Raw genomic sequence first — 23,138 nt, forward strand, 5'->3', positions numbered from 1 at the left:
GAATACATCAAGGAACATAACTTGAAATATATATTTTTTGAAGAGCTTGTTTCCGATAAGTTGGCAAAAACGTTAGCTAAAGACGCTAAAGTGGACACGATGGTGCTGAATCCGCTTGAAGGATTGACGGAAGAGCAAGTGAAGGCAGGGGAGAATTATATTTCGATTATGGATAAAAATTTGAAAAATTTAGTGATTGCCTTACAATAAGATGAGCATGTCCATTCCAGGAGTCAGGAGTCTAAACATGGAAATCAGCCAAAAAGATTTTTGCCACCGCAGTATTGTGTCCATTGATCATGTTTCGTTTTCTTATGAACATAAGAAAGTTATAGATCAGCTTCGTTTCGATGTGCTTGAACGAGATTTTGTGGGTGTCATTGGCTCCAATGGCGCCGGCAAAACAACGCTGCTCAAAATGCTCGTCGGACTGCTGAAGCCGACAGACGGTGAGATCAGGTTGTTTGACAGCCCGCTCAGCCAGTTCAAGGATTGGGAACGTATTGGCTACGTCCCGCAAAAAAATGCGTTCAACCCGCTTTTCCCTGCGACAGTTCGGGAAATTGTTTTATCCGGGATGTACTCGAAGAAGCGGATCTACCGCCGGCTGTCCAAAGCCGAGCTGCAAAAAGCCGAAGACGCGATGCTGGCCATGCGCATCGAGGACTTGGCTGACCGCAAAATCGGTCAGCTGTCCGGTGGACAGCAGCAGCGCGCTTTCCTCGCGCGCGCGATTGTGAATAATCCGGAGCTGCTCATATTGGATGAGCCGACCGTGGGGATCGATGCGGAGACGCAGATCGGATTTTTCCGGATGATCCGTCACATGCATCAGCATCATCATATGACTTTCATCATGGTGTCCCATGATATGGACATGATGCAGTCTTACTTAGGTACAGAGCCGCAGCAGGTGAGCGGCGGCATTAAGTTTTATGTGAAGCATACCCATGATCCCGAGGATTGCCGGGAAACGAATTTGACACATTCGATCGGCCAGATTCGCGAGATGATCGGAGTTCAGTAAGGAGCGGGCATTTTGGACATATTCACGGAGTATTTTTTTCAACGCGCTTTAATCGGCGGCATACTGATCGGGCTCACAGCGCCGCTTATGGGCGTTTTTCTTGTCCTTCGGCGCTTGTCGATGATCGGGGATACATTAGCCCACGTTTCAATTGCAGGAGTCGCCCTTGGCTTTCTCATTAACGTGTACCCGTTAGGGGTAGGACTTGTCTTTGCTCTGCTTGCTTCGTTCGCTATCGAACGTCTGCGCAAGGCGTACAAAACCTACGCGGAGCTTTCGATAGCCATCATCATGTCAGGCGGCGTCGCGCTGGCTACGATTCTTTTTACCTTGGGCAAAGGTTTTAATATGAATGTAATGAGCTACTTGTTCGGCAGCATTTATACGCTGGATCAGCAAGATCTTTGGGTTGTTCTCGGGGTATCTGTTCTTGTCGTCGGTGTCATTGCCATTCATTTCAAAGAGTTCTTTCTTATGTTCTTCGATGAGGATGCAGCCAGTGTAAGTGGACTTCCGCTTAAATATTATAATATGATGATTACGATGCTGACTGCGTTAGTCATTTCCGTTGCGATTAAAATTGTGGGAGCACTGCTAGTTTCCTCCTTGTTGACTATTCCTGTCGCATGCAGTTTGTTAATTGCCAGAAGCTTTAAGAATTCGGTTATTTTGGCTGTTATTTTTTCGGAAATTGCTGTTATTATCGGGCTAGTTGTTGCTGGAGTTTGGGATCTCGCGCCGGGCGGGACGGTCGTGTTGACGCTCATCGCTATGCTGATCGGGATTATTTTAAAAAGAGGATTGAGGATTTAACATGGACTCTGTCAATTTATGGATCGCTTTATGGGCGGGGATCGCTTCGTTCATCTCGCCATGCTGTTTGCCATTATATCCTTCTTATCTTTCCTACATAACGGGAATATCCGTAAGTGAATTGAAATCCGGTGAGACTTCTTCACAAGTGCGCCGTCAAACGATGCTGCATACGTTAAGTTTTATCGTTGGATTTTCGATCATTTTTTATGCGTTGGGATTAACCGCAGGGTTTCTCGGCAATTTTTTCATCGATTACCGGGATTTGCTTCGGCAAATTGCAGCACTCTTGATTTTTATAATGGGGCTGTTCCTGTTAGGTATTTTTCAACCGCAATGGCTAATGAGAGAGCGCAAGCTTCAGATTAAGTTTCGTCCGGCGGGCTATTTAGGCTCTGTGCTCGTTGGGATGGGGTTTGCAGCAGGTTGGTCACCTTGCGTAGGGCCGATCTTATCGGCAATTCTTGCATTGGCCACAACGGAACCCGGCACTTGGTTTCAGTTAACGACTGCTTATTCGTTAGGCTTTGCGATTCCTTTTTTTGTGCTATCTTTTTTTATCGGCTCAACAAAATGGATTTTGCGCTATTCCAATCTCATTATGAAAATAGGGGGAGGGTTAATGGTCGTGATTGCCATTCTGCTTTATACAGGCAAAATGACGCAAATCACATTATGGCTGAATACCATTACCCCGGATTGGTTGAAGTTTTAATTAAGTAAAATACTCGATTTTGGCCTGAGGGAATTTGTCAAAGATTTGTTCTGTGATAAATTCCCTCAGCTGGTTTGCTTGCTCATCTTGGTAAACGTATTTTCCTTGGCCCCAACGTCCCCATTTGTATTTTCGTTTTTCTTCATCCATTTCAAGTTTCGTTTTCGGATATCTTTTTTCGATGACGTTTTTTGCCGTTCGTGTAAACCGGTGCTGAATCATCTCAAAAGTTAAGTCTTGGGTAGCCTCCGCCGGGAGTTCTTTGTGCAGGCGTTCCAAAAGCGTCGCATAGCCTTCCTCCCAGCCCTCATGCCAAATAATAGGGGCGATGATAAATCCGAGCGGATAGCCGGCTTTGGCCACCTTTCCTGCGGCTTCAATTCTCTCGTGAAACTTGGAAGTACCTGGTTCGAAATTTTTAATGACATAATCCGCGTTTACACTAAAGCGAAACCGGGTGTGTTTGTTATGTTTGGCATCGAGCAGTGGTTCTACATGATGGTATTTCGTGACAAAACGCAGCCGTCCATGCTCTTGCTGTCCCATAAATTCAATGAGCTGCTTTAAGGAGCCTGAGATATGCTCCAATCCTACGGGATCGGACGTACAAGCGGCTTCAAACCGGGTGATTTCCGGGACACGTTCGTCGATATACTTTTGAGCGGCACCAAGAATATCGTCCATATTGACGTATACGCGAATATACGGCTTTGCTCCCAAGGTTGTTTGGAGATAGCAGTAGTGACAATGGCCCATGCAGCCGGTTGCAATGGGGATCGCATATTCGGCAGATGGTTTGGAAGTGTCGAATTTCAATGTTTTGCGAATGCCGACAACCAATGTTCGTTTGGCAATTCGATATTTTTCAAGTTCCGAATCGCCGGGCAAATCACGGATTTGATTGTGCGAGGTCGTCATATGAATCTCCAGGCCTTGCTGCTTGGCCCATTCATAGATTTTTTGACCTTTCGAATAATTCATCGCATCGGGTTCAAAATAAACAAGCTCTGGTACGAACACTGTTGTACCGGGGACAGGTCTGGTCAGTATTTCTGTTGACATGGAAGGCTCCTTTCAACGGATCAGGATCATCATCGTTTCTGCCTTTTAGTGTGCCAAAGCAAAGTGGAGATCAACCATGGGATATTTGACCGGATCGAGGTAGATGGATTATGATAGGTAAGCAAGTAGACAGGAAATAACGGAAAAGCAGGGGGAAATAAAGCAATGGCTACACCAAGCATGGAAGACTATCTGGAGAGAATATATAAGCTCATAGACGAGAAAGGTTACGCTCGTGTCTCCGACATTGCTGAAGGGCTGGAAGTGCATCCCTCCTCCGTGACGAAAATGATTCAAAAGCTCGATAAAGACAATTATCTGATCTATGAGAAGTACCGCGGACTTATGTTAACTCCAAAAGGCAAAAAAATGGGCAAACGATTAGTTGACCGTCATCAATTGCTAGAAAATTTCTTAACCGTTATAGGCGTCCAAGAGGACAATATATATAAGGATGTTGAGGGAATCGAGCATCATTTAAGCTGGGATTCCATTACATGCATTGAGACTTTGGTAGAGTATTTCCGCAGGGAACCGAATCGGATTGACGAACTGATGAACGTTCGTAAAGAATTGGAAGCAGACAATTAGGCAGAGGCCGCTATTCGCGGTTCTCTGTTTTTTTGCATAGAAACAAACTCCCTCCGCATACATAACAAAGTAAGCCCTGTTGTTTGAAATCGGGGAGGGGGGCCAATCATGTTAATCAACGGCGTGTTTGAAGGCGGAGGCGTGAAAGGCATTGCGCTTGCCGGCGGTGTAAGTGCAGCGATGGATTTGGGGTATGAATTCAATCAAGTCGCAGGTACAAGCTCTGGGTCCATCGTAGCGGCTTTTTTGGCTGCGGGATATACCGGAGAAGAGATGAGGGAATTGATCTTAAGAGCTCCTTTTAAATCGTTTATGCAGCGCTCACCCATCTTTAATACCAAAATCATCGGACCTGCTGCGCGGCTGCTGATCAAAAAAGGCTTGTACTCCGGCGAAGCGCTGGAGCATTGGGTAAACTGGCAGCTGGCTCTCAAGGGCATTCGCAATTTTGGTGACCTGAAGCATAACCAGCTGCGCATTATCGCATCCGATATTACGCAGGGGAAGCTCCTTATTTTGCCTGAAGATATTGCGCAGTACGGGATTGATCCCAAGAGGTTCTCCATTGCCAAAGCGGTTCGCATGAGCACGAGCATTCCATACTTTTTTGATCCGGTCATGATTCGCCGCCAATTAAAAAGCTCTGGAAAGGCGACGCCTTTCACAGAGCAGTTTTATTATATCGTAGATGGCGGACTGTTAAGCAACTACCCCTTATGGGTATTCGATCAGAATACGACTCGCGACGAGATCGTTCCTGTCATCGGCTTCCAATTAGTCGGAAAAACGGAAACGCCTACGCATAAAATCAAGGGGCCAATCACGATGCTTGAAGCTTTATTCGGCACCATGCTTAGTGCGCATGACGAGCGTTACATCGAACAGAAAAACCGGTTCCGGACCGTTAAAATTCCAACTTTGGGGGTTGGGAATACGCAGTTTAACTTGTCTAAGGAACTGAGTTTGTCTCTATACGACTCTGGATACCGGGCTTCCGAAGACTATTTTAATGAATGGTCCGCCAAAACTTATGAAGAAAATTACGAGAAATATGTGCTTCGGGCTCCTACAAAATGAGATCCGGTTCTAGTGATATTTCGGAAAATCATCGGAGTCCGAGTCTTTCGTTCCGTTAATCACGCGAAATTTCGCATTTTTCCTTTTTACTTTGGATGGTCCGCGGCCATACGAAGGCTTTTTCCAACGAGAAGGCGGGAACTTGTATAGAAGAAATATGATCCCTAACACGAGAATCGGAATGAACAAAGTTCGCAAACTTACTAACAATCCAATCGCAATTAAAATCCCGATGGTGATTTCGATCGGCGAAAATCTTCTTCTCATGCCCGTCCCTCCATAATTCTTTTTTCAGCTTCACGCATCCGGTTGAACGAAGCGATCGAAACTTCAACTTGGCTGTCTTCAGGCTCTTTGGTAGTCAGCAGTTGAAGCCACAGGCCAGGGTAACCCAAGTAACGGAGTACCGGCACATCGCGAAGGGAGTTCGTAAATCTCAGTACTTCATAAGACACTCCGATAACGACAGGGAGCAGCAACAGACGCTGCAAGATCCGCTCGACATACCCATCGTAGTGCAGGAACGAGTAAATCACGACACCGATCAACACGGTAAAAACAATGAAGCTGCTGCCGCAACGATAATGCAATGTGTTGAATTTCTGTACGTTGCTGACGGTAAGCTCCACGCCCGCTTCATAGGCGCTGATGACTTTATGCTCAGCTCCGTGATACTGGAACAGTCTGCGAATCATAGGTGTTAGGGATATGAAATAAATATATCCGACTAGCAAAATGATTTTGATAACACCTTCTATAAGATTATGAAGAATTTGATTGCTAAATACATTTTGGAATAAAAACTGTTCAATGACCGCCGGAACCAGGGTGAACACGAACTTTCCAAAAAGAAACGAGATCACACCCACAACCGCCACACCGAGAATCATTGAAATATTCGAGAAGAAGCCCGGCTTCTCGTCTTTCTTGGCTGAAGCGTCATCCTCACCTTCTTGTTCAGCGAAGGATTCCGCGGAGAAATTAAGATGCTGCGCACCTTTGGCACTGGATTCTATAATGCCGACAATTCCTCTGATGAACGGAATTTTCTTGAGCTTTTGGACCCAAGGAATATCTTTCTTCGGTACCTCTAAGAAATCAAGTGAGCCATCTTTCTTGCGCACGGCGGTTACATGCACGTTTCTTCCTGCGAACATGACGCCCTCAATGACGGCTTGTCCACCATATATACTGTTTTGTTCTGCCATGGGATCCACCTTCTTATCCTTCTCGAATTCGGTTTTTGTACTTTCTTATTGTAACGGATTCAGGGTTTGAATGCTACCGATAACGGAAGAACATACTATTCTTGCCTGTGAATTACTTGCAATAGCTGCGAAAGAAAGGAAGGATATGCCTGATGTGTGAGAAACAAACGGAGGAAATCAAAACAAATCGCTGGCTTTATGTCCTATACATTGGTTTCTTTGCCGGATTCATCTGGGGAGCGCTGAAAATTGTAGAGCATTATTTAAAATTCACGAAAATTGTGGTCGGTTTTCTTGTGGAACCGTTTTTCAAACACGATTTCCTAGTGACGTGGCAGGGCGTGCTGATTGGTTGGGGATTTTTCACGATATTCTCCATTTTCGCAGCCTTCATCTATATGGTCACCATGTGGAAATTGCAATCGGCTTGGTGGGGAGTGTTGTATGGGGCGCTTTGGTGGGCTGTGCTGTATTTGTTCATCGGACCGTTAGCCGGCATGACGTATTGGGTCACGGATCTGGACTTGAATTCCATAATCAGCGATTTCTGTTTATTCTTGCTTTGGGGAATGTTTATCGGTTATTCCATCGCCATTGAATATACGAATACGAGAACGAGACAACCTATACACAAGACATGAAAGTTATGGTAAAATATCAAAGGTTAAATAGGCAGGTGAGTCTGTGCGACTGAAAAATGCTGGGGAGTGATTCCTGTTGAAAAAGGTTCTGGTCATTAACGGGCCCAACTTAAATATGCTGGGCATACGTGAACCTGGCGTGTACGGAACGGTTTCCCTTTCGGCGATTATTCAAGGCTTGACTGAATTAGCTGAAGTTCTGTCGGTTGAGATCGAGAGCTTCCAATCGAATCATGAAGGTCAAATTATTGATAAAATTCATGAAGCCTTCGGCACGAAAGATGGCATTCTCATTAATCCGGGCGCATTCACGCACTACAGCTATGCGATCCGCGATGCGTTGGCTTCCGTTCAATTGCCTGCCGTTGAGGTGCATCTGTCGAACATCCATAAGCGCGAGGAGTTCCGTCATCATTCGGTAACCGCGCCTGTAGTGATCGGCCAGATAAGCGGATTCGGCGTACAAAGCTATGAACTGGGTTTAAGGGCATTAATACCTCATATGCAAGGATAAAGGAAGGATTGGTGATTTCGATGCAGGAGAAACGTATTGAACGTCTTCGCAAGGTTATGCAAGAGCAACATTTACCCGCCATACTCATCACGAATGCATATAACCGTACATATGTATCTGGTTTCACCGGTTCCTCCGGCTATGTACTTATTACGTTAGACCGAGCTATTCTTTTGACGGATTTCCGGTATATGACGCAAGCTCCTCAGCAAGCCAAGCATTTTGAAGTGGTGGAGCACGGGGCTAAAGCGATGGAAACCGTGAAAGAACTTTTGCAGAAGCAGGGGATTACACAGCTTGGATTCGAGCAAGGGGATGTGTCTTATGGGAACTTCCTCAGCTACCAGGCAGCATTGCCGGGCATTGAGCTTTTGCCGACGGCCGGACTTCTCGAGGTCATCCGGATGGTCAAGGACGATGCGGAATTGCAAATCATGCAGGAAGCTGCAGATTTGGCAGACCAAACGTTCTCCCACATCCTCTCCTATATCAAGCCTGGCGTAAAGGAATTGGACATTGCGCTTGAGATTGAGATGTTTATCCGCAAAAATGGCGGCACATCAACTTCGTTTGAAACGATCGTTGCTTCCGGCGAACGCTCTGCGCTGCCACACGGCAAGGCAAGCGACCGCGTGCTCCAAATCAACGAATTTGTCAAATTGGATTTTGGAGCGTATTATAAAGGGTATTGCTCTGATATCACAAGAACGGTTATGCTAGGAAAGCCGACGGACAAGCATAAAGAAATTTATGATATCGTTCTGGAAGCTCAACTGAACTGTTTAGCCAATCTTAAACCGGGCATTACCGGCAGAGAAGGCGATGCTTTCGCGCGGGATGTCATCGTGAAGCATGGCTATGGCGATTTCTTCGGTCACGGTACCGGACATGGTTTAGGCATGGAGGTTCATGAATCTCCGCGCTTGTCGAAAACCGAGGATACAATTTTAACTCCTGGTATGGTGGTTACGGTGGAACCCGGCATTTATCTTCCCGGCTTTGGGGGAGTTCGAATTGAGGATGACGCCGTAATTACTGACACCGGCATTAAAATACTTACAAATTCTACAAAAGATTTTCTTATTATTGACTAGCGGAGGGATTCACAAGTGATATCAGTAAATGATTTCAAAACAGGTCTTACGATTGAAGTTGAGCACGATATTTTTACAGTTCTAGATTTCCAACACGTTAAACCAGGCAAAGGCGCTGCATTCGTGCGCTCCAAGCTGAAAAACCTGCGCAACGGCAACACGGTTGAGCGCACATTCCGTGCTGGTGAGAACGTAGGCCGCGCACACATCGACAACCGCGAAATGCAGTACCTTTATGCAAGCGGCGACGAATTTACGTTCATGGATACAGAAACGTTCGATCAATTCAGCCTATCCCGCGAGCAGCTGAAATGGGAATTGAACTTCTTGCTCGAAAACATGAACATCAAAATCTTGAGCTACCAAGGTGAGATTCTTGGGATCAACTTGCCGAAAAGCGTTGATTTGAAAGTTGTAGAAACGGAGCCGGGCGTGAAAGGCAACACAGCGCAAGGCGCACTTAAAGGTGCAAAAGTGGAAACAGGTCTTGTCGTTCAAGTACCTTTGTTCATCAACGAAGGCGATGTACTAACCGTTGACACGGAAGACGGCCGTTATATTTCCCGCGCCTAGTAGAATTTAGGACAAGCCTCTCTGACTTTCACAAGTCAGGGAGTTTTTTTGTTTTAGGTGTGCAATTCTTACCACAAAAGCGCATTTTATGCTATAATATTGAATTGTTATGCACTAGATATGCGTTAGGAGTGGGTCAGCTTTGTCTCTAATAGTGATGAAATTTGGCGGAAGCTCTGTCGGTGATGCGGAGCGAATGAAACGTGTTGCAAAAAGAATCGTTGAGCGAAAACAAGCAGGTCACAGCTGTGTTGTTGTCGTTTCCGCGATGGGAGATACAACGGATGATTTGATCGACCTGTCTAAGCAAATTTACGATGGAGCCCCTCCGGCTCGTGAAATGGATATGCTGTTATCGACAGGAGAGCAGGTTTCCGTAGCCCTTTTGTCGATGGCGATACATAGTTTAGGCGAACAAGCCGTTTCTTACACCGGCTGGCAGAGCGGGATTCGCACGGAAGATGTACACGGTAAAGCGAGAATTAGCGATATTCAGCCGCACCGCGTACTGACTGCCCTAGAAGAAGGCAATGTCGTCATTGTCGCCGGTTTCCAAGGGATGACGGAAGCAGGAGAAATAACGACACTAGGCCGCGGCGGATCCGATACGACGGCTGTAGCGCTTGCTGCCGCTATCCAAGCAGATTTATGCGAGATTTATACCGATGTAGACGGTATTTACTCAACTGATCCGCGCATTGTGAAAGTCGCGAGAAAGCTGAGTGAAATTTCCTACGATGAAATGCTGGAGCTTGCTAATTTGGGAGCTGCTGTTCTTCATCCGCGGGCAGTCGAATATGCCAAAAACTATAACGTTACCTTAGTGGTGCGTTCCAGCTTTACTAACAATGAAGGTACCAACGTGAAGGAGGAAGCAGTGATGGAGCAAGGAATCGTTGTCCGTGGCATCGCGTATGACAAGAATGTGGCAAGAGTGAGTATTCTAGGTGTACCCGAGAAACCGGGTCAACTGGCGAAAGTATTTATGGCGCTTGCCGAGGTTCAAGTCGATGTGGATATCATCGTTCAAAGCGGTGTGATTAATGGATCAGCTGATTTCTCATTCACTACTTCGCTTGCAGATCGCGAGAAAGCATTAAATGCGATTGAATCGATCCGCGGCGAAATCGGCTTCCGCGAAGTAACTTTCGAAGTGAACATGGTGAAAGTGTCCATCGTCGGCGCAGGCATGGTAAGCACGCCAGGCGTTGCCGCTACAATGTTCAAAGTGATTTCCGATCTGGGCATCTCCATTTCGTTGGTCAGCACTTCAGAGATTAAAGTATCCTGTGTTATCGAAAACACGAACTTGACCGAAGTCATCCAATCCCTGCATACAGCCTATGGCTTGGACACTACGGAGCAAGCATTTGTCGGCGGTCCGCAAGATCGCAGATAAGCTCTTGCTTAACTGAATTTATCAGCGATAAAGTAAGCCAGTTTTAATAAAAAAGCTGTAATTCCGGCGGCCATCAAAGGGCCGACCGGAATTCCGCGCATAAAGATGATGCCGAATATGGAACCGATGACAAGACCCACAATTAATTGTGGGTCTATTTTTAGCAGCTCCAAGCCTTTTCCGTTCATATAAGTAGCGATCGCTCCGCCGAGAAGAGCAATAATTCCAGGCCAAGTGGTAAATACGGATACAATGTCTTTCATGGTGATGCGCTCACTGGCGAACGGAACAAGCACGCCAATCGTCAAAAAGAGCAACCCGAGCTCTAAGCCCCTGCGCTCCATCGCAGGGAAAAATCGAACTAACCCGACTAATTTCATCGCAAGCAGCATGCAAGAAGCTGTTGTAATAATTGGAGAACGGCCAATGAGTCCTATAACGATGAGTATAACCAAAAGTATATTACCATTCATAATCAAAACCCCTCGCCCACATAACTTCCATCTTAGTTTATGAGAGGGGCTTGTATTTAGAACGCAGGACGGGCCGGAATGCCAGGCAGCAGCATCATCTGGTCATGTTCAAGGACCGGTACTTGATCGGTGATGTTCGTTTGAGCACAGGCTGCGATATCGCCCTGAAATCCGGTCTTGCACATCTTTTTCCCATTCGTGCAGGAGAGCAGGGTTTCATATAAACGATTTTGAGCTTGCAAATAGCATCCGCGCATGGCCAGCCCGAAATCATTGGTTGCGATATGTTTCTCGCCTAATGCCAATACCAGTTCCTCAAGGATATGCCCGGCACAAAGGCCATCCTCTAAGGAAAAGACGTCTTGCGTACCCGCACATAGAATGACAGTGTCCTTTTTTAACCCAATGGCAGCCTCTGCGCAAGCTTTGCTGTTGAGGAAGGCGCCTGCCAGCACGCGATCGGCTTTCACCGCTTTTTGGATGCCTCTGGTGCCGTTCGTGGTCGTCAGGATGATACGCCTGCCCAGAACGGCTTCTTTGCTAAATTCCAATGGCGAATTTCCCAAATCAAAGCCGGAAATTTTCTTGCAAAACCGCTCCCCAGCAAGCAGATCCCCCTCACGGTACAGCTCTTTGGCTTTCAGAACGGTTTCCACAGGAATAATGGCTTTGCAGCCGTTAATCAATGCGGTGATGATCGTGCTAGTTGCACGGATCACATCAACGACTATGACGGTTTTGTGAAGAAAATCGTCACTTCTCGCTTCGCCGATGTTAGCGACTACCTCGATATGCATGTTCTATTCCTTTCTGGTACCTAAGGACAACGTATCGGAGCGCAGTCCTCTGCGCAAGGCTTCCAGGGCAATGAGCTCATCCGGCGAAATATTGCCCAAATGGATGTCTGATCCGAGCAAGCTAATCAAATGCACCTGTTGACTTTTGAGAGGCGCTTCCCAGAGAAGCTGCTGCCCGGATACGGCGGAAAGCACTTGCCCCACTTCCTCGTCCTTGCATTTCCCCTTATGATCAAAAATCCCAACCCCCATGCCGGATTCACGAGCCTCAATGGTGACTAAGGCAGCCCCAAATTCGGTGTCCAGCAAGACGGTTTCGATTAATTCCTCCAATTCAATGGCGGAACCCCAGCCCTTTTTTCCATATTCGGTGATGACGACCAACCCTTCTTCTCTGCCTCGCATAATCAGCTCATTTCTAAGCTTGCGGTCGAAATCGATCGTTCCGTTGGATATTTCAATCCCGTTAAATCCGAGTGCAACGATCATATCGAAATAGGAATCCACCGCGTTCTGTGTGATGGCAACTTCGAGAAAGGTGCCACCCGGATAAATGCATATCCCGTTTTCTTTGGCTGAGTTAATTTTCGTTTTCAATACGTGCTGCGGATAAAGAGGAGATGTGCCGAAGCCCAGTTTGATCATGTCCAAATGGCTGCTGCCGATGCTTAGCATATCCTGAAATGCGTTAGGCCCTAAGCCTTTATCCATCACCATCGTTTTCCCCAGCGTCCTTGGTTTGGCCTGCCTTTGTCTTGTGGGGTCGGCCAGAACGGGGTTCCAGTTCAAATAAGAAGTCACTTCCATCTGTATTTCTCCTCACTGTCCTTTGAAGGATCAATTATGAGACAGCATATGCATCTGGGCAAATGGTGGTGCCCACGATGCCTAAAATCAGACGAGCCTGCATAAGGTAGGGTAAAAAGAGTGAGCTGCCGTTGAACCGCGCTGAGCATTAAAGTTACGCTAGAGCGCTTCGCAATTTTATAAAAACCTCCAGGACTCCATTGCAAATCTGTTCCTCGAATTGAATTGGCCTTCGGATGGTAGGAACAGATTTGCAAAAGTCGCTCTTCCGGCTTTTTATAAAATCGCTACGCGAACTGCTTTGGCGCGGTTCAAAAGAGCTGTTTCTTTTTAAGGGAGGAATAGAAATGTTGAACAAGATTGTCCTGACGATGGCGTCGCTGAGGATGATGTCGGGCAGTATGGAGATCATTGCGGCTATCGTGATGCTGAGACTGGCGACGGTGGAGAAAGCGCTGCTAGTGAACTCTACGCTCGCTCTAGTAGGTCCTCTAGTACTACTAGCTACAACGACGATCGGTTTAGTAGGGATCGCAGAGAAACTATCTTACAGCAAGCTGCTCTGGGTGATTGCGGGAGTAAGCTGTTTATTCATTGGTATTTTAAAAAAGTAAGGTCATATTTCTTTCTATCAAGCATAGAAATGAGTATAGAAGACTGGACAACTTGGAGGGATGTCTCTCTATGCACGAGACGATTATGCACATTCTCCCCCAGACGCTCCGGATTCTGCTCTCCGGTTTGCCGCCGGACGTACAAGCTAACCTGGAGGAAATCAGGGTGAGAGAGTCAAGGCCCTTCGAGCTGAGCTGGAGCGACGGGTACGCGTTCCTTGATGAAAGAGGCCAATTGGTGTCGCAGGAAGAGCGGGCGTACAAGCCGACCCGGCAGGATTGCGTTACTTTGCTGGAGATGCTCACGAATCATTCGATGTACACCCATGAGGAAGAGCTTCGGCGGGGTTTTATTACGATAGCCGGCGGCCATCGTGTGGGACTAGCCGGGCGTACGGTGCTGGATCAAGGCGGTGTCAAGCAAATTCGCGATGTCAGCTCCTTCAATATCCGGATTGCCCGCGAAATTCAAGGGGTAGGCAAGCAGGTGCTGCCACACTTGTTCGACCCTATTCTGCGAAGTGTCCATCACACGCTCGTGATTTCTCCGCCCCAGCAAGGCAAGACAACGCTGATTCGCGATTTGACCAGGCTAATCAGCCGCGGGGAGTGGGGGGCGAACGCGATTGGCACGACGGGCAAGAAGGTAGGCGTCGTCGACGAACGCTCGGAGCTGGCGGCATGTGTCAAAGGGGTGCCCAGATTTGATCTGGGGCCAAGAACAGACGTCATGGACGGTTGTCCGAAAGCCGAAGGCATGATGATGATGATCCGCTCCTTATCTCCGGATGTGCTCGTCGTCGATGAAATCGGGCGGCCTGAAGATGCGGCAGCGATCCATGAGGCCGTTCATACCGGGATCCGCATCGTTGCGACTGCACATGGCGCCGACTATGAGGACGTCCGCATGAGACCGGTGCTGAAGCAGCTTTTGGAAGAGGGTGTGTTTACGAGATATGTCATCCTGCATCGAAGAAAAGGTGCGCCGTCTGCCTGCCGGGTACTGGATCGGCATGGCAAGCCATTGGAACTCAATCCTGTACGCAAAGGATGATGAAAGATGCTGAAATTCGTTGGCGGGGTGCTCATTATCGGTGCGGCCACCTTGTATGGCTTTCTGAAGGCTGCTCATTATGTTAGGCGCCCTAAGCAGATCCGATTGTTGATCTCTGCGCTGGGCCGCATGGAGACTGAAATCACTTACGCTCTTACACCGCTGCCAGAGGCGCTCTCTTCGCTTGGCAAGCAGGTGGCTGAACCGCTCTCCTCCTTGTTCCGGCTGACGTCAGAAAGGTTGTCGGCGAATGACGGGACCACTACGAAAGAGATTTGGCATCGGAGTGTAAAAGATGTCTGGGCAAGAACTTCGATGAAGCAGCCGGAAGAAGAAGTTGTGCTGCAGTTGGGATCTGTTCTTGGAATGACGGATCGCAGCGATCAAATCAAGCATCTGCGGCTCGCTATTTCCCAGCTACAGGCCGAAGAAAACGAGTCCAGGGATGAGCAGCGGCGCTACGAAAAAATGTGGAAAAGCCTGGGCGTCCTTATCGGAGCATTAATCGTAATTTTGATGTATTAAGGGGAGCAAGGGACCAGTCGGATGACGGAAATTCCTTGTCAATAGAGTGAGGTGCCTGGAATGAACGTAGATGTGAATGCCATTTTCCAGATCGCCGGCATCGGCATCATCATCGCGATGATCCATTCGGTGCTCAAGCAAATGGGGAAAGAGGATATGGCACACTGGGTCACGGTCATCGGCTTCGTGGTCGTGCTTTTCATGGTCGTCTCCATGCTCGATCATTTATTTAAAGAAATCAAAACGATCTTCCTATTCCAATGAGGTGCGCCGTATGGAAATCATCCAGATTGTAGGCCTGGGGCTCATCGTTACGATACTTACTCTCATTATCAAAGAGCAGAAACCCATGTTTGCGTTCTTGCTGGCCGCATTTACGGGCATCCTGATTTTCTTGTTTCTGATCGGCAAAATCTCCAGTGTCATCCAGGTGCTAGAAGATTTAGCGCAAAAATCGAATATCAACATGGTGTTTCTCAAAACGATTCTGAAAATTATCGGCGTCGCCTACATTGCCGAGTTCGGTGCGCAAATCGTGCGCGATGCCGGACAAGAATCCATCGCCTCCAAGATCGAACTCTCTGGGAAAGTGCTCATTATGGTGATGGCGATCCCGATTATTACCGTCATCATCGAGACCGTCGTTAAGCTGCTCCCGGCTTAGACGATGCATGGAGGAGTGACAGAAATGAACCTGCCCTATTCGCAGCAAACACTGAACAACCGCTGGATCATCCTATTCATCATAACCATCGCATTATGGCTTGGAATGACGAGTTTTACGGCCGCTGAGTCACCGACAGACGCAATCATCAGGGAACAAGCGAATCACTTGAACACGCAGCCTGTCGAGCAATATTGGGATAAGCTCATGAAGGATTACGGCGGTTACTTCCCGGAAAGCAAGACCCCAACCTTCATGGAACTGCTCCTGGGCACGAAGGGCATTAGCATGAAAAGCATTTTTAAAGGACTTCTAAGCTATGTGTTTCACGAAATCATCATTAACGGAAAGCTGCTCGCTTCGATCGTTATTCTGACGATTTTCAGCATGATTCTCGAAACGCTGCAAAGCTCTTTTGAAAGAAATACGGTCAGCAAACTGGGCTACTCCATTACGTATATGGTTCTTATCATCATTGCGATCAACTCCTTCAGCATTGCCATCGGATATGCCAAAACAGCCATCTCGTCGATGATACAATTCATGATCGCGATTATGCCGCTGCTGTTAACGCTTTTAGCTTCCATGGGCAATGTGACTTCGGTAGCGATTCTGCATCCGCTGATTGTTTTCATGATTCATTCGGTAGGCACAGCCATTTATGTCTTTGTGTTCCCGCTGTTGTTCTTTTCGGCAATCCTGCATATCGTTAGCTCGCTCAGCGATAAATATAAAGTCACTCAGCTTGCGAACCTGCTGCGTACGGTAAGTCTTAGCATGCTCGGGATATTCGTCACCGTATTTCTCGGCGTGATTTCCATTCAAGGAACTGCTGGCGCGGTTAGAGACGGAGTCGCCATTCGAACAGCCAAGTATATCACCGGGAACTTTGTTCCTGTGGTGGGAAGGCTATTCTCCGATGCTACGGAGACGGTCATAGGCGCATCCTTGCTAGTAAAAAATGCCATCGGGCTTGTTGGCGTCGTCATTCTGATCATGCTGTGCGCATTCCCGGCGATCAAAATTTTGACCTTGGCCTTCATCTATAATTTATCCGCAGCCGTTATGCAGCCCTTGGGAGACAGCCCGATCATCGCTTGCCTGCAAACAATCGGAAAAAGCTTGATTTATGTTTTTGCCGCTTTGGCTGTTGTCAGTTTAATGTTCTTTCTGGCTCTGACGATCATGATTACGATCAGCAATGTCTCGGTGATGATGCGGTGAAAGGAGATTCGCTATGGATTGGTTAGCCGGATGGCTGAAAACGGTCATCATGGTCATTATGCTGGCCACTTTCGTTGATCTTCTGCTCCCCAGCAACACCATGCAGCGGTATGTCAAAACGGTGATGAGTTTGTTCATTTTACTCACGCTTTTAACGCCTGTCTTGCAGCTCTTTCAAGAAAATTGGGATGTGGATAAATTGCTCAGTCAAGCGGAGAAGCAGCAGAACGACAAGACGATGCTGGCTAGCGGAAGCGGTGAAAGTCCATGGATGAAATCGCTTGATGTGATTACGAAGGATGCTCAGAAGCTTCAAGCGGCAGGCCAAAAGCAATCGCAGCAGATGATCCAGACGCAGCTCGCCGGAATGATGAAAGAGGATATACAGAAGCAGACTGACCTTACCGTCCAAGACGTTCAGGTAGCTGCACAAATTGACAATAACGGGAAGCCTGCGATTGTGAAAGTCAGGGTCACCCTTGATGTTATAGAAGCGAAGAGCAAGTCTAAGCCGGCTGACGGCGCCAAAAGCATAGCGGTTATGGAACCGGTCAAGCCCATAGACCCCATCAGGATTAAGGCAACTGAGAAGGAATCGACAACTTCATCGCCTCTGGCATCAGAGCCATTCGAGGGGGAGGTTGAGCGGTTGAAACAGAGCATTACGCGCAATTGGCTTGTTGAACCTGCACACATTGATATCCGAGTAGAGCAAGGAAATGGAAGGATTGCGAGGTGAATCGATGGGAACATTGCTGCAATGGATGGAGCACAAATTCGGCGGAGGTCCGGGAGGGCCTAAACGCAAGAACACGCTCCTCTGGGTCATTATGATAGGACTCATGGGAGCGGCGCTGATGATTATGAATGCCTTTATGACTGTAAAAGAAGTTGATCCCATCACTGCGGGCAGGGCCTCTCCGCCTCCCAGTAAAGAAACATTTCTCGGCAGTACATCCAAGGACAACCCGGGCTTTCACGATTATGAACTGGCGTATCAGTCGCAGCTGAAAGAAATTTTGCAAAAAATCGTTGGCGTTGGCGATGTCGAAGTGCTGGTTACGATTGAATCAACGGAAGAAATGACCGTCGACAAAAATTATAATGACAACCAGCAGATGACGACAGAACGCGACAACGGCGGGGCGACTCGGAATATATCCCAGGTCACGCGAAGCGGAGAAGTGGTGATTTATCAAGTGTCAGGCGATCAGAAGCCGCTTGTGCTCAAATACATTAAGCCGAAGGTTAGAGGGGTTCTCGTTGTCGCCAAAGGCGCCGAGAATCTGACGGTGAAGAAAATGATAACCGAAGCGGTGGAACGTGGACTGGATGTCCCGGTGAATCGCATTTCCATTTTGCCCCGAAAAACAGGGGACTAAATCCAATCAGCAATTAAAATTAAGGAGGAATATACAATGAATGCAAAAAGACAAACAATTTGGCTCGTATCCATGCTTAGCTTAATGGTGGTGCTTTCCGCGTATTACTTGTTCACCGAGGATGTAAATAAGCTGGATCTGGCCTCCACGGCCACGACGAAGCAGTCCCAAGAAGTCAAGATCGATATGACGCAAGCTGACCCCGGAAACGTTGCCAAAACAGACGTAAAATCGACAACCGGCAGCGATGCAAAAGTCGACACAAAAGCTGTGACTCCGCAAAATCCAGCAAAAACAGACGTAAAAACCGACGTGAAAACGAACGCTAACACAGACCCGAAAACAGATGCAAAAACGAATGTGAAAACCGATGTAAAAACGGATGCGAAAACGAATGTGAAAACGGATGATCAAGTTCTGAAGCAAATGGAAGAGCAGGCCAAGACGACTTCGGCCAGCGACTTCTTCACGAATGAGCAAATGAAACAAAGCGAATATTTCGCCAAAGCTTCATCCGATTTGATGGATATTATCATCGATACTAAAAAGTCGCCTGAAGCTGTAGCGAAGGCCACCAACGATTTATCCAAATTGACGGATATTCAAGAAAAAGTTGAAAACTTGCAAGACGTGCTCATGAAAGACTTCCCGCAAGCCATCGTCAATCAAGATGGGAACAAATGGAAAGTGACCGTTCAAAGCGATAAATTGGAGAAAAGTCAAGGCGTGACGATCGTTGATATGGTTGTCAAAGAGCTTGGCGCAGCTCCGGAAAACATCAAGATTCAATACGTGCGTCCTTAGTAAAATCAAGCTGTCCGCCATACTCGGAATGGCACTGGAAAGGGTCCGGACAAAACTGGACTCTTTCCATTTCTTGCGTTTATGGGTATAATACATACGTTGCGGCTGTGAAACCGCATTTTTTACTGGTTCACCAACTTTGAAGGAGTGACAAGAATGTTCAAATTGAGTGAAATCAAAGAGTTAATTAAACTCGTCGATCAATCCTCTTTACAAGAACTTGAAATTGAAAATGAAGGTGCGCGTCTGTCGATTCGCAAGCCGAATAAATCAGAGCCTGTATACGTTGCGGCACCGATTCAACCCACATACGCGCCGATCGGCCAAGCAAGCGTTCCTCAAGCAGCGCCTGCTGCGGCATTGGAAGCTTCCGTGCCTGCGACTGCCGGACATGCTAAGCAAGAGGACTCATCTTTACATAAGATCGTTTCACCGATGGTAGGAACTTTCTATCAGTCTGCTTCCCCTGGCGCTGCTCCTTTCGTAAGCGCAGGCCAGAAAGTCGGCGATAAAACCGTTGTGTGCATCGTCGAAGCTATGAAATTGATGAATGAGATTGAAGCTGAAATCAAAGGTGAAATCGTTGAAGTACTCGTTGAAAACGGCCAGCTCGTTGAGTACGGACAACCTTTATTTTTGGTAAGACCGGAGTAAGTTAGTTAGCTAGGAGGAAAATTAATGAAATTTCATAAAATCCTAATAGCGAACCGGGGAGAAATAGCTGTTCGTATTATTCGGGCTTGCCGTGAGCTCGGCATTTACACCGTGGCTGTTTATTCGGAAGCGGATCGCGATGCGCTGCATGTGCGACTTGCCGACGAAGCCTATTGTATCGGTCCGACGGCGTCCAAGGACAGCTACCTGAACTTCACGAACCTGATGAGTGTTGCTACACTAACAGAATGTGATGCCATTCACCCCGGTTATGGATTTTTAGCAGAAAATGCAGACTTCGCGGAAATTTGCGAAAGCTGCAATATTACGTTCATCGGTCCGTCACCTGACGCCATCAGCCGGATGGGGGACAAAGCGGTTGCCAAGCAAACGATGAAAGAAGCGAAAGTGCCGATCATTCCCGGATCTGACGGGCTGGTTGACCATGTGGAGGACGCGATTGTCATCGCAAGAGATATCGGTTACCCGGTCATCATCAAAGCGACGGCAGGCGGCGGCGGCAAAGGTATTCGGATTGCGGAAAACGAGGAGACGCTCGTCGCGCAAATTACGGCTGCCCAGCAGGAAGCGCAAAATGCTTTCGGCAACGCCGGCATCTATTTGGAAAAATATTTAACAGGCATGAAGCATGTTGAAATTCAAATTTTGGCCGATAAACACGGCAACGTCGTTCATTTGGGCGAGCGTGACTGCTCGGTGCAGCGCCGCAGACAGAAGCTTGTGGAAGAAGCGCCATGTCCGATCCTTACGCCTGAAACGCGTACCGCGATGGGCGAGGCCGCCGTTCGCGCAGCGAAAGCTGTTAATTACTCCGGCGCAGGAACGCTAGAGTTCTTGCTCGGGCCAGACGGCAACTTCTATTTCATGGAAATGAACACAAGAATTCAAGTAGAGCACCCTGTAACGGAAATGATTACGGGCATCGATATTATCCAAGAAATGATTAGCGTTGCAGAAGGCAATCCGTTATCCTTTTCCCAAGACGACGTTCGTATCAACGGATGGGCGATCGAATGCCGTGTCAATGCAGAGGATCCGAACCGGAACTTCATGCCTTCGGCAGGCCAAGTGAAATTCTACTTGCCGCCAGGCGGATTCGGGGTTCGTGTGGATAGCGCGGTTTATCCTGGATACACGATCCCGCCTCACTACGATTCAATGATCGCTAAACTCATTGTTTGGGGAAGTACGCGCGATGAAGCGATTGCCCGCATGAAAAGAGCGCTCACGGAATTTGCGGTCGATGGCGTAAACACAACGATACCGTTCCATTTGAAGCTGCTTGAGCACAAGAAATTTATCAAGGGCGACCATGATATTAAATTCTTGGAAGAGCACGATGTCAATGATGCGGATTCATAGATAACCATTTGTCATATTTTCGGCGAAATGGTATAGTTATAAATTAAAGATGGCTTATCCAAAGCTGATGTTATCAGTAAGCTATACAAACTCTTAGGAGGTGCCACAATGAGCACAATCGCTCCGGATTACGTCAAAACAGACATGGGCAGCATCCAAATTGCCCCCGAAGTTATCGAAATCATTGCCGGTTTGGCAACGGTGGAAGTGCAAGGAGTAGCGGGGATGAGCGGTGGACTTGCTGGCGGCATTGCTGAATTGCTTGGACGCAAGAATTTGTCCAAAGGCGTAAAGGTAGAAGTCGGACAACGTGAAGCAGCCATTGACGTCTCCATCATTATTGAATATGGCAATCGCATTCCGGAGGTTGCTAGCGGCATCCAACAAAATGTGAAGCACGCAATCGAATCAATGACAGGACTCAGCGTCGTTGAAGTGAATGTTCATATTCATGATGTTCATTTTAAACAGGCAGATAAACCGGTTGAAGAAGAAACAGCAACTGCTGGTCGAGTGAAATAAGGCGGAATTGCTGCATCCATATGGATCATTGAAACCCCCTACAGCATGCAGGGGGTTTCCTCTAACTATAGGAAGGGGACAAGCTTACGTGGGTAAAATTGTGGACAGGCTCTTGCTGCTTCTCTATAGCCTAATTATTTTCGTTGTATCTATCCTAGTATTGTTCACAGCATCGAGCTGGATTCCATTTGAACAGTCCGGTCAAACGTTACATAATTTCTATTACGAGAAGAACTATGCATATCCGGCCATCGTGATTAGCTTGGTCATGTTGTTAATTTCTGTTCGTTTCCTCGTTCTGACGCTTCGCCGCGGCCGCGCTCAAGCGCCGTCTATCGACCAACGCACGGATTTCGGGGATATTCGCATTTCTATCGAAACCGTTGAGAATTTATCCTTGAAAGCAGCCGGTCGTACGAAAGGCGCCAAAGATTTGCGCGCACGCGTAAGAGTGAATCAATCTGGACTTGAAATTACGATCAGAACCATTGTGGATGGGGAAAGTTCGATTCCTGAACTCACGGAAGAGATGCAAAGCACTGTGAAAAGTTACATAGAAGACATTACCGGCATCCCTGTAGCTTCCGTAACCGTATTCGTAGCAAACATCGTGCAATCAGCCCCAACGTTTAAAAGCCGAGTCGAATAGAGGTGAACCCACTCATGTGGAATGAACTGTGGGAGTCCCATAGGGGCAAAGTGATCGGAGTGGCAGCAGGTATTTTTTTCGGTTTCATTTATTTATTTTTTGGCTTTTGGGATATGCTGATCTTTGCATTCATTGTTCTGCTCGGATTTTATTTCGGCAGCAAATGGGATCGCAAGGAAGGTCTGGTTATGCTTGAAGACATTTGGCGCTATCTCACGCAAAAATGGAGAATGTTTCGCTAAAATCCCTGGTACATCCATGGATTTTTTTGTTTGGATTGGTTCCATTATGACGTATACTAGTAGAAAGAGTTTTGAAGGACGAAGTCAGTTTTGCTAAGCAAAACTCAAAGTCAATGCTTACGAAGTCAGTTTTGCTAAGCAAAACTTTTAGGAGGAACAAAATGAAACGCAGAGTTGCACGAGAAATTGCTGTACAAAGCCTATACCAAATCCAGATGAACGAGGCAACGCCTCAGGAGGCTGTCCAAGTCGCGGTTCACGAAGCGGAAAATGACAATGAATCGCAGCTGGATATTAAAGGCGACAAAATCGATTCGGCTTACATCATGGGGCTGGTTGAAGGAACATACGGCAATAAAGTTGGAATCGATGAGCTTCTTGAGGAATATTTGAAAGGATGGGCGATGGACAGGCTTTCCCGCATTGACCGTGAAGTGCTGCGTTTAGCGGTGTACGAAATGCTTTACAGAGACGATGTTCCGCCTAAAGTTGTCGTGAATGAGGCCATCGATTTGGCCAAGCATTATGGGACGGATGAATCCGGAAAGTTTGTTAACGGCGTTCTTGGGAAAATGATTAAAGAAGTTGAAAACTTGAAAAGCAAAGTTTCTCCAACTTAGTTAGCTCTTT

32 protein-coding genes are annotated in these 23,138 nt (G+C 47.3%); 26 read left to right on the forward strand and 6 right to left on the reverse strand.

Translation table 11 applies throughout. From position 1 onward, the window contains the following. The 4 genes from AC3WRW_RS28370 to AC3WRW_RS28385 form a co-directional block, all read left to right on the forward strand. Window positions 1–210: metal ABC transporter solute-binding protein, Zn/Mn family (locus AC3WRW_RS28370; protein WP_492549574.1), on the forward strand; the 210-nt coding region annotated here is incomplete at its 5' end. Window positions 211–247: 37 nt separating this feature from the next. Next, window positions 248–1,027, forward strand: coding sequence for a metal ABC transporter ATP-binding protein (locus AC3WRW_RS28375; RefSeq protein WP_492549575.1), 780 nt, complete (start codon window positions 248–250; stop codon window positions 1,025–1,027). 12 nt (window positions 1,028–1,039) lie between these two features. After that, window positions 1,040–1,840: a metal ABC transporter permease gene (locus AC3WRW_RS28380; RefSeq protein ID WP_492549576.1), complete on the forward strand. Its 801-nt coding sequence runs from the start codon at window positions 1,040–1,042 to the stop codon at window positions 1,838–1,840. Between the two features lies 1 nt (window position 1,841). Next, window positions 1,842–2,555 (forward strand): cytochrome c biogenesis CcdA family protein, encoded by a 714-nt coding sequence (locus AC3WRW_RS28385; RefSeq protein ID WP_492549577.1) that lies wholly within the window; start codon window positions 1,842–1,844, stop codon window positions 2,553–2,555. Here the strand turns inward: AC3WRW_RS28385 and splB are convergent, their stop codons facing one another. After that, window positions 2,556–3,617, reverse strand: a complete 1,062-nt coding sequence (gene splB / locus AC3WRW_RS28390; RefSeq protein WP_492549578.1) for a spore photoproduct lyase — start codon at window positions 3,615–3,617, stop codon at window positions 2,556–2,558. 165 nt (window positions 3,618–3,782) lie between these two features. On the opposite strand from splB, the gene mntR reads away from it, so the two are divergent. After that, window positions 3,783–4,208 (forward strand): transcriptional regulator MntR, encoded by a 426-nt coding sequence (gene mntR, locus AC3WRW_RS28395; RefSeq protein WP_492549579.1) that lies wholly within the window; start codon window positions 3,783–3,785, stop codon window positions 4,206–4,208. Window positions 4,209–4,316: 108 nt separating this feature from the next. Beyond that, the gene (locus tag AC3WRW_RS28400; protein ID WP_492549580.1) at window positions 4,317–5,285 is read left to right on the forward strand and encodes a patatin-like phospholipase family protein; all 969 of its coding nucleotides are present in this window, start codon (window positions 4,317–4,319) and stop codon (window positions 5,283–5,285) included. A 9-nt stretch (window positions 5,286–5,294) separates the two neighbouring features. Here the strand turns inward: AC3WRW_RS28400 and AC3WRW_RS28405 are convergent, their stop codons facing one another. Beyond that, window positions 5,295–5,552 (reverse strand): hypothetical protein, encoded by a 258-nt coding sequence (locus AC3WRW_RS28405; protein ID WP_171682215.1) that lies wholly within the window; start codon window positions 5,550–5,552, stop codon window positions 5,295–5,297. Further along, on the reverse strand, window positions 5,549–6,493 hold the full coding sequence (locus tag AC3WRW_RS28410; protein WP_492549581.1) for a DUF1385 domain-containing protein: 945 nt from the start codon (window positions 6,491–6,493) through the stop codon (window positions 5,549–5,551). The genes AC3WRW_RS28405 and AC3WRW_RS28410 overlap by 4 nt, the downstream gene beginning before the upstream one ends. 152 nt (window positions 6,494–6,645) lie before the next feature. On the opposite strand from AC3WRW_RS28410, the gene AC3WRW_RS28415 reads away from it, so the two are divergent. From AC3WRW_RS28415 to AC3WRW_RS28435, 5 genes are all read left to right on the forward strand, one after another. Beyond that, window positions 6,646–7,134, forward strand: coding sequence for a YqhR family membrane protein (locus tag AC3WRW_RS28415; RefSeq protein ID WP_492549582.1), 489 nt, complete (start codon window positions 6,646–6,648; stop codon window positions 7,132–7,134). Between the two features lie 76 nt (window positions 7,135–7,210). Further along, window positions 7,211–7,648 carry a type II 3-dehydroquinate dehydratase gene (aroQ, locus tag AC3WRW_RS28420; RefSeq protein ID WP_492549583.1) on the forward strand — a complete coding sequence of 146 codons (438 nt, stop codon included), beginning with the start codon at window positions 7,211–7,213 and terminating at the stop codon, window positions 7,646–7,648. A 20-nt stretch (window positions 7,649–7,668) separates the two neighbouring features. Continuing rightward, window positions 7,669–8,742: a M24 family metallopeptidase gene (locus AC3WRW_RS28425; protein WP_492549584.1), complete on the forward strand. Its 1,074-nt coding sequence runs from the start codon at window positions 7,669–7,671 to the stop codon at window positions 8,740–8,742. 15 nt (window positions 8,743–8,757) lie between these two features. Beyond that, window positions 8,758–9,315 (forward strand): elongation factor P, encoded by a 558-nt coding sequence (efp, locus tag AC3WRW_RS28430; RefSeq protein WP_181646554.1) that lies wholly within the window; start codon window positions 8,758–8,760, stop codon window positions 9,313–9,315. 142 nt (window positions 9,316–9,457) lie between these two features. After that, on the forward strand, window positions 9,458–10,714 hold the full coding sequence (locus AC3WRW_RS28435) for an aspartate kinase (RefSeq protein WP_492549585.1): 1,257 nt from the start codon (window positions 9,458–9,460) through the stop codon (window positions 10,712–10,714). 8 nt (window positions 10,715–10,722) lie between these two features. Here AC3WRW_RS28435 and AC3WRW_RS28440 read toward each other — a convergent pair whose 3' ends face one another. The 3 genes from AC3WRW_RS28440 to comA are packed head-to-tail and all read right to left on the reverse strand — an operon-like array spanning window position 10,723 to window position 12,791. Beyond that, a complete protein-coding gene (locus AC3WRW_RS28440) occupies window positions 10,723–11,187 on the reverse strand; it encodes a DUF441 domain-containing protein (RefSeq protein WP_492549586.1) in 465 nt (154 codons plus the stop codon). A gap of 56 nt (window positions 11,188–11,243) precedes the next feature. After that, complete coding sequence (locus AC3WRW_RS28445) at window positions 11,244–11,984, reverse strand: 2-phosphosulfolactate phosphatase (RefSeq protein WP_492549587.1); 741 nt, start codon at window positions 11,982–11,984, stop codon at window positions 11,244–11,246. 3 nt (window positions 11,985–11,987) lie between these two features. After that, window positions 11,988–12,791, reverse strand: coding sequence for a phosphosulfolactate synthase (comA, locus tag AC3WRW_RS28450; protein ID WP_492549588.1), 804 nt, complete (start codon window positions 12,789–12,791; stop codon window positions 11,988–11,990). A 347-nt stretch (window positions 12,792–13,138) separates the two neighbouring features. Between comA and AC3WRW_RS28455 the strand changes: the two genes are divergently transcribed. The 15 genes from AC3WRW_RS28455 to nusB all read left to right on the forward strand — a co-directional run bounded on the left by AC3WRW_RS28455 (window position 13,139) and on the right by nusB (window position 23,128). Then, window positions 13,139–13,405, forward strand: coding sequence for a YqhV family protein (locus AC3WRW_RS28455; protein ID WP_492549589.1), 267 nt, complete (start codon window positions 13,139–13,141; stop codon window positions 13,403–13,405). Window positions 13,406–13,475: 70 nt separating this feature from the next. Then, window positions 13,476–14,459: a stage III sporulation protein AA gene (spoIIIAA, locus tag AC3WRW_RS28460; RefSeq protein ID WP_492549590.1), complete on the forward strand. Its 984-nt coding sequence runs from the start codon at window positions 13,476–13,478 to the stop codon at window positions 14,457–14,459. Window positions 14,460–14,465: 6 nt separating this feature from the next. Next, complete coding sequence (gene spoIIIAB, locus AC3WRW_RS28465) at window positions 14,466–14,984, forward strand: stage III sporulation protein SpoIIIAB (protein ID WP_492549591.1); 519 nt, start codon at window positions 14,466–14,468, stop codon at window positions 14,982–14,984. Window positions 14,985–15,044: 60 nt separating this feature from the next. Beyond that, entirely contained in the window at window positions 15,045–15,248 is a 204-nt protein-coding gene (gene spoIIIAC / locus AC3WRW_RS28470; protein ID WP_029197158.1) for a stage III sporulation protein AC, read from the forward strand. A gap of 10 nt (window positions 15,249–15,258) precedes the next feature. Continuing rightward, window positions 15,259–15,648, forward strand: a complete 390-nt coding sequence (gene spoIIIAD / locus AC3WRW_RS28475) for a stage III sporulation protein AD (RefSeq protein ID WP_492549592.1) — start codon at window positions 15,259–15,261, stop codon at window positions 15,646–15,648. Window positions 15,649–15,672: 24 nt separating this feature from the next. Next, the gene (gene spoIIIAE / locus AC3WRW_RS28480; RefSeq protein ID WP_492549593.1) at window positions 15,673–16,872 is read left to right on the forward strand and encodes a stage III sporulation protein AE; all 1,200 of its coding nucleotides are present in this window, start codon (window positions 15,673–15,675) and stop codon (window positions 16,870–16,872) included. Between the two features lie 13 nt (window positions 16,873–16,885). Further along, entirely contained in the window at window positions 16,886–17,611 is a 726-nt protein-coding gene (spoIIIAF, locus tag AC3WRW_RS28485) for a stage III sporulation protein AF (protein ID WP_492549594.1), read from the forward strand. A gap of 4 nt (window positions 17,612–17,615) precedes the next feature. Further along, complete coding sequence (gene spoIIIAG, locus AC3WRW_RS28490; RefSeq protein ID WP_492549595.1) at window positions 17,616–18,254, forward strand: stage III sporulation protein AG; 639 nt, start codon at window positions 17,616–17,618, stop codon at window positions 18,252–18,254. A 36-nt stretch (window positions 18,255–18,290) separates the two neighbouring features. Continuing rightward, window positions 18,291–19,058 (forward strand): SpoIIIAH-like family protein, encoded by a 768-nt coding sequence (locus AC3WRW_RS28495; RefSeq protein ID WP_492549596.1) that lies wholly within the window; start codon window positions 18,291–18,293, stop codon window positions 19,056–19,058. Window positions 19,059–19,214: 156 nt separating this feature from the next. Next, a complete protein-coding gene (accB, locus tag AC3WRW_RS28500; RefSeq protein ID WP_492549597.1) occupies window positions 19,215–19,712 on the forward strand; it encodes an acetyl-CoA carboxylase biotin carboxyl carrier protein in 498 nt (165 codons plus the stop codon). Between the two features lie 24 nt (window positions 19,713–19,736). Beyond that, window positions 19,737–21,095 (forward strand): acetyl-CoA carboxylase biotin carboxylase subunit, encoded by a 1,359-nt coding sequence (gene accC, locus AC3WRW_RS28505; RefSeq protein WP_492549598.1) that lies wholly within the window; start codon window positions 19,737–19,739, stop codon window positions 21,093–21,095. 108 nt (window positions 21,096–21,203) lie between these two features. Beyond that, a complete protein-coding gene (locus AC3WRW_RS28510; protein WP_171682196.1) occupies window positions 21,204–21,617 on the forward strand; it encodes an Asp23/Gls24 family envelope stress response protein in 414 nt (137 codons plus the stop codon). Window positions 21,618–21,705: 88 nt separating this feature from the next. Next, window positions 21,706–22,266 carry an alkaline shock response membrane anchor protein AmaP gene (amaP, locus tag AC3WRW_RS28515; RefSeq protein WP_492549599.1) on the forward strand — a complete coding sequence of 187 codons (561 nt, stop codon included), beginning with the start codon at window positions 21,706–21,708 and terminating at the stop codon, window positions 22,264–22,266. 14 nt (window positions 22,267–22,280) lie between these two features. Next, window positions 22,281–22,508: a DUF2273 domain-containing protein gene (locus AC3WRW_RS28520; protein WP_492549600.1), complete on the forward strand. Its 228-nt coding sequence runs from the start codon at window positions 22,281–22,283 to the stop codon at window positions 22,506–22,508. Window positions 22,509–22,669: 161 nt separating this feature from the next. Beyond that, entirely contained in the window at window positions 22,670–23,128 is a 459-nt protein-coding gene (nusB, locus tag AC3WRW_RS28525) for a transcription antitermination factor NusB (protein ID WP_492549601.1), read from the forward strand. Window positions 23,129–23,138: the final 10 nt, after the last annotated feature.

The sequence above is a fragment of the Paenibacillus sp. FW126-R14 genome, assembly GCF_058789495.1.

Bases quoted from the DNA above. Each gene is read 5' to 3' on its own strand.
- AC3WRW_RS28415 (WP_492549582.1), top strand. From the start codon at position 6,646: ATGTGTGAGAAACAAACGGAGGAAATCAAAACAAATCGCTGGCTTTAT.
- AC3WRW_RS28400 (WP_492549580.1), top strand. From the start codon at position 4,317: ATGTTAATCAACGGCGTGTTTGAAGGCGGAGGCGTGAAAGGCATTGCG.
- accC (WP_492549598.1), top strand. From the start codon at position 19,737: ATGAAATTTCATAAAATCCTAATAGCGAACCGGGGAGAAATAGCTGTT.
- AC3WRW_RS28455 (WP_492549589.1), top strand. From the start codon at position 13,139: ATGTTGAACAAGATTGTCCTGACGATGGCGTCGCTGAGGATGATGTCG.
- AC3WRW_RS28495 (WP_492549596.1), top strand. From the start codon at position 18,291: ATGAATGCAAAAAGACAAACAATTTGGCTCGTATCCATGCTTAGCTTA.
- spoIIIAG (WP_492549595.1), top strand. From the start codon at position 17,616: ATGGGAACATTGCTGCAATGGATGGAGCACAAATTCGGCGGAGGTCCG.
- spoIIIAC (WP_029197158.1), top strand. From the start codon at position 15,045: ATGAACGTAGATGTGAATGCCATTTTCCAGATCGCCGGCATCGGCATC.
- spoIIIAE (WP_492549593.1), top strand. From the start codon at position 15,673: ATGAACCTGCCCTATTCGCAGCAAACACTGAACAACCGCTGGATCATC.
- AC3WRW_RS28425 (WP_492549584.1), top strand. From the start codon at position 7,669: ATGCAGGAGAAACGTATTGAACGTCTTCGCAAGGTTATGCAAGAGCAA.
- AC3WRW_RS28440 (WP_492549586.1), bottom strand. From the start codon at position 11,187: ATGAATGGTAATATACTTTTGGTTATACTCATCGTTATAGGACTCATT.
- AC3WRW_RS28410 (WP_492549581.1), bottom strand. From the start codon at position 6,493: ATGGCAGAACAAAACAGTATATATGGTGGACAAGCCGTCATTGAGGGC.
- spoIIIAA (WP_492549590.1), top strand. From the start codon at position 13,476: ATGCACGAGACGATTATGCACATTCTCCCCCAGACGCTCCGGATTCTG.
- mntR (WP_492549579.1), top strand. From the start codon at position 3,783: ATGGCTACACCAAGCATGGAAGACTATCTGGAGAGAATATATAAGCTC.
- AC3WRW_RS28520 (WP_492549600.1), top strand. From the start codon at position 22,281: ATGTGGAATGAACTGTGGGAGTCCCATAGGGGCAAAGTGATCGGAGTG.
- AC3WRW_RS28385 (WP_492549577.1), top strand. From the start codon at position 1,842: ATGGACTCTGTCAATTTATGGATCGCTTTATGGGCGGGGATCGCTTCG.
- spoIIIAD (WP_492549592.1), top strand. From the start codon at position 15,259: ATGGAAATCATCCAGATTGTAGGCCTGGGGCTCATCGTTACGATACTT.
- spoIIIAF (WP_492549594.1), top strand. From the start codon at position 16,886: ATGGATTGGTTAGCCGGATGGCTGAAAACGGTCATCATGGTCATTATG.
- AC3WRW_RS28375 (WP_492549575.1), top strand. From the start codon at position 248: ATGGAAATCAGCCAAAAAGATTTTTGCCACCGCAGTATTGTGTCCATT.
- comA (WP_492549588.1), bottom strand. From the start codon at position 12,791: ATGGAAGTGACTTCTTATTTGAACTGGAACCCCGTTCTGGCCGACCCC.
- accB (WP_492549597.1), top strand. From the start codon at position 19,215: ATGTTCAAATTGAGTGAAATCAAAGAGTTAATTAAACTCGTCGATCAA.
- splB (WP_492549578.1), bottom strand. From the start codon at position 3,617: ATGTCAACAGAAATACTGACCAGACCTGTCCCCGGTACAACAGTGTTC.
- AC3WRW_RS28510 (WP_171682196.1), top strand. From the start codon at position 21,204: ATGAGCACAATCGCTCCGGATTACGTCAAAACAGACATGGGCAGCATC.
- AC3WRW_RS28445 (WP_492549587.1), bottom strand. From the start codon at position 11,984: ATGCATATCGAGGTAGTCGCTAACATCGGCGAAGCGAGAAGTGACGAT.
- spoIIIAB (WP_492549591.1), top strand. From the start codon at position 14,466: ATGCTGAAATTCGTTGGCGGGGTGCTCATTATCGGTGCGGCCACCTTG.
- nusB (WP_492549601.1), top strand. From the start codon at position 22,670: ATGAAACGCAGAGTTGCACGAGAAATTGCTGTACAAAGCCTATACCAA.
- AC3WRW_RS28405 (WP_171682215.1), bottom strand. From the start codon at position 5,552: ATGAGAAGAAGATTTTCGCCGATCGAAATCACCATCGGGATTTTAATT.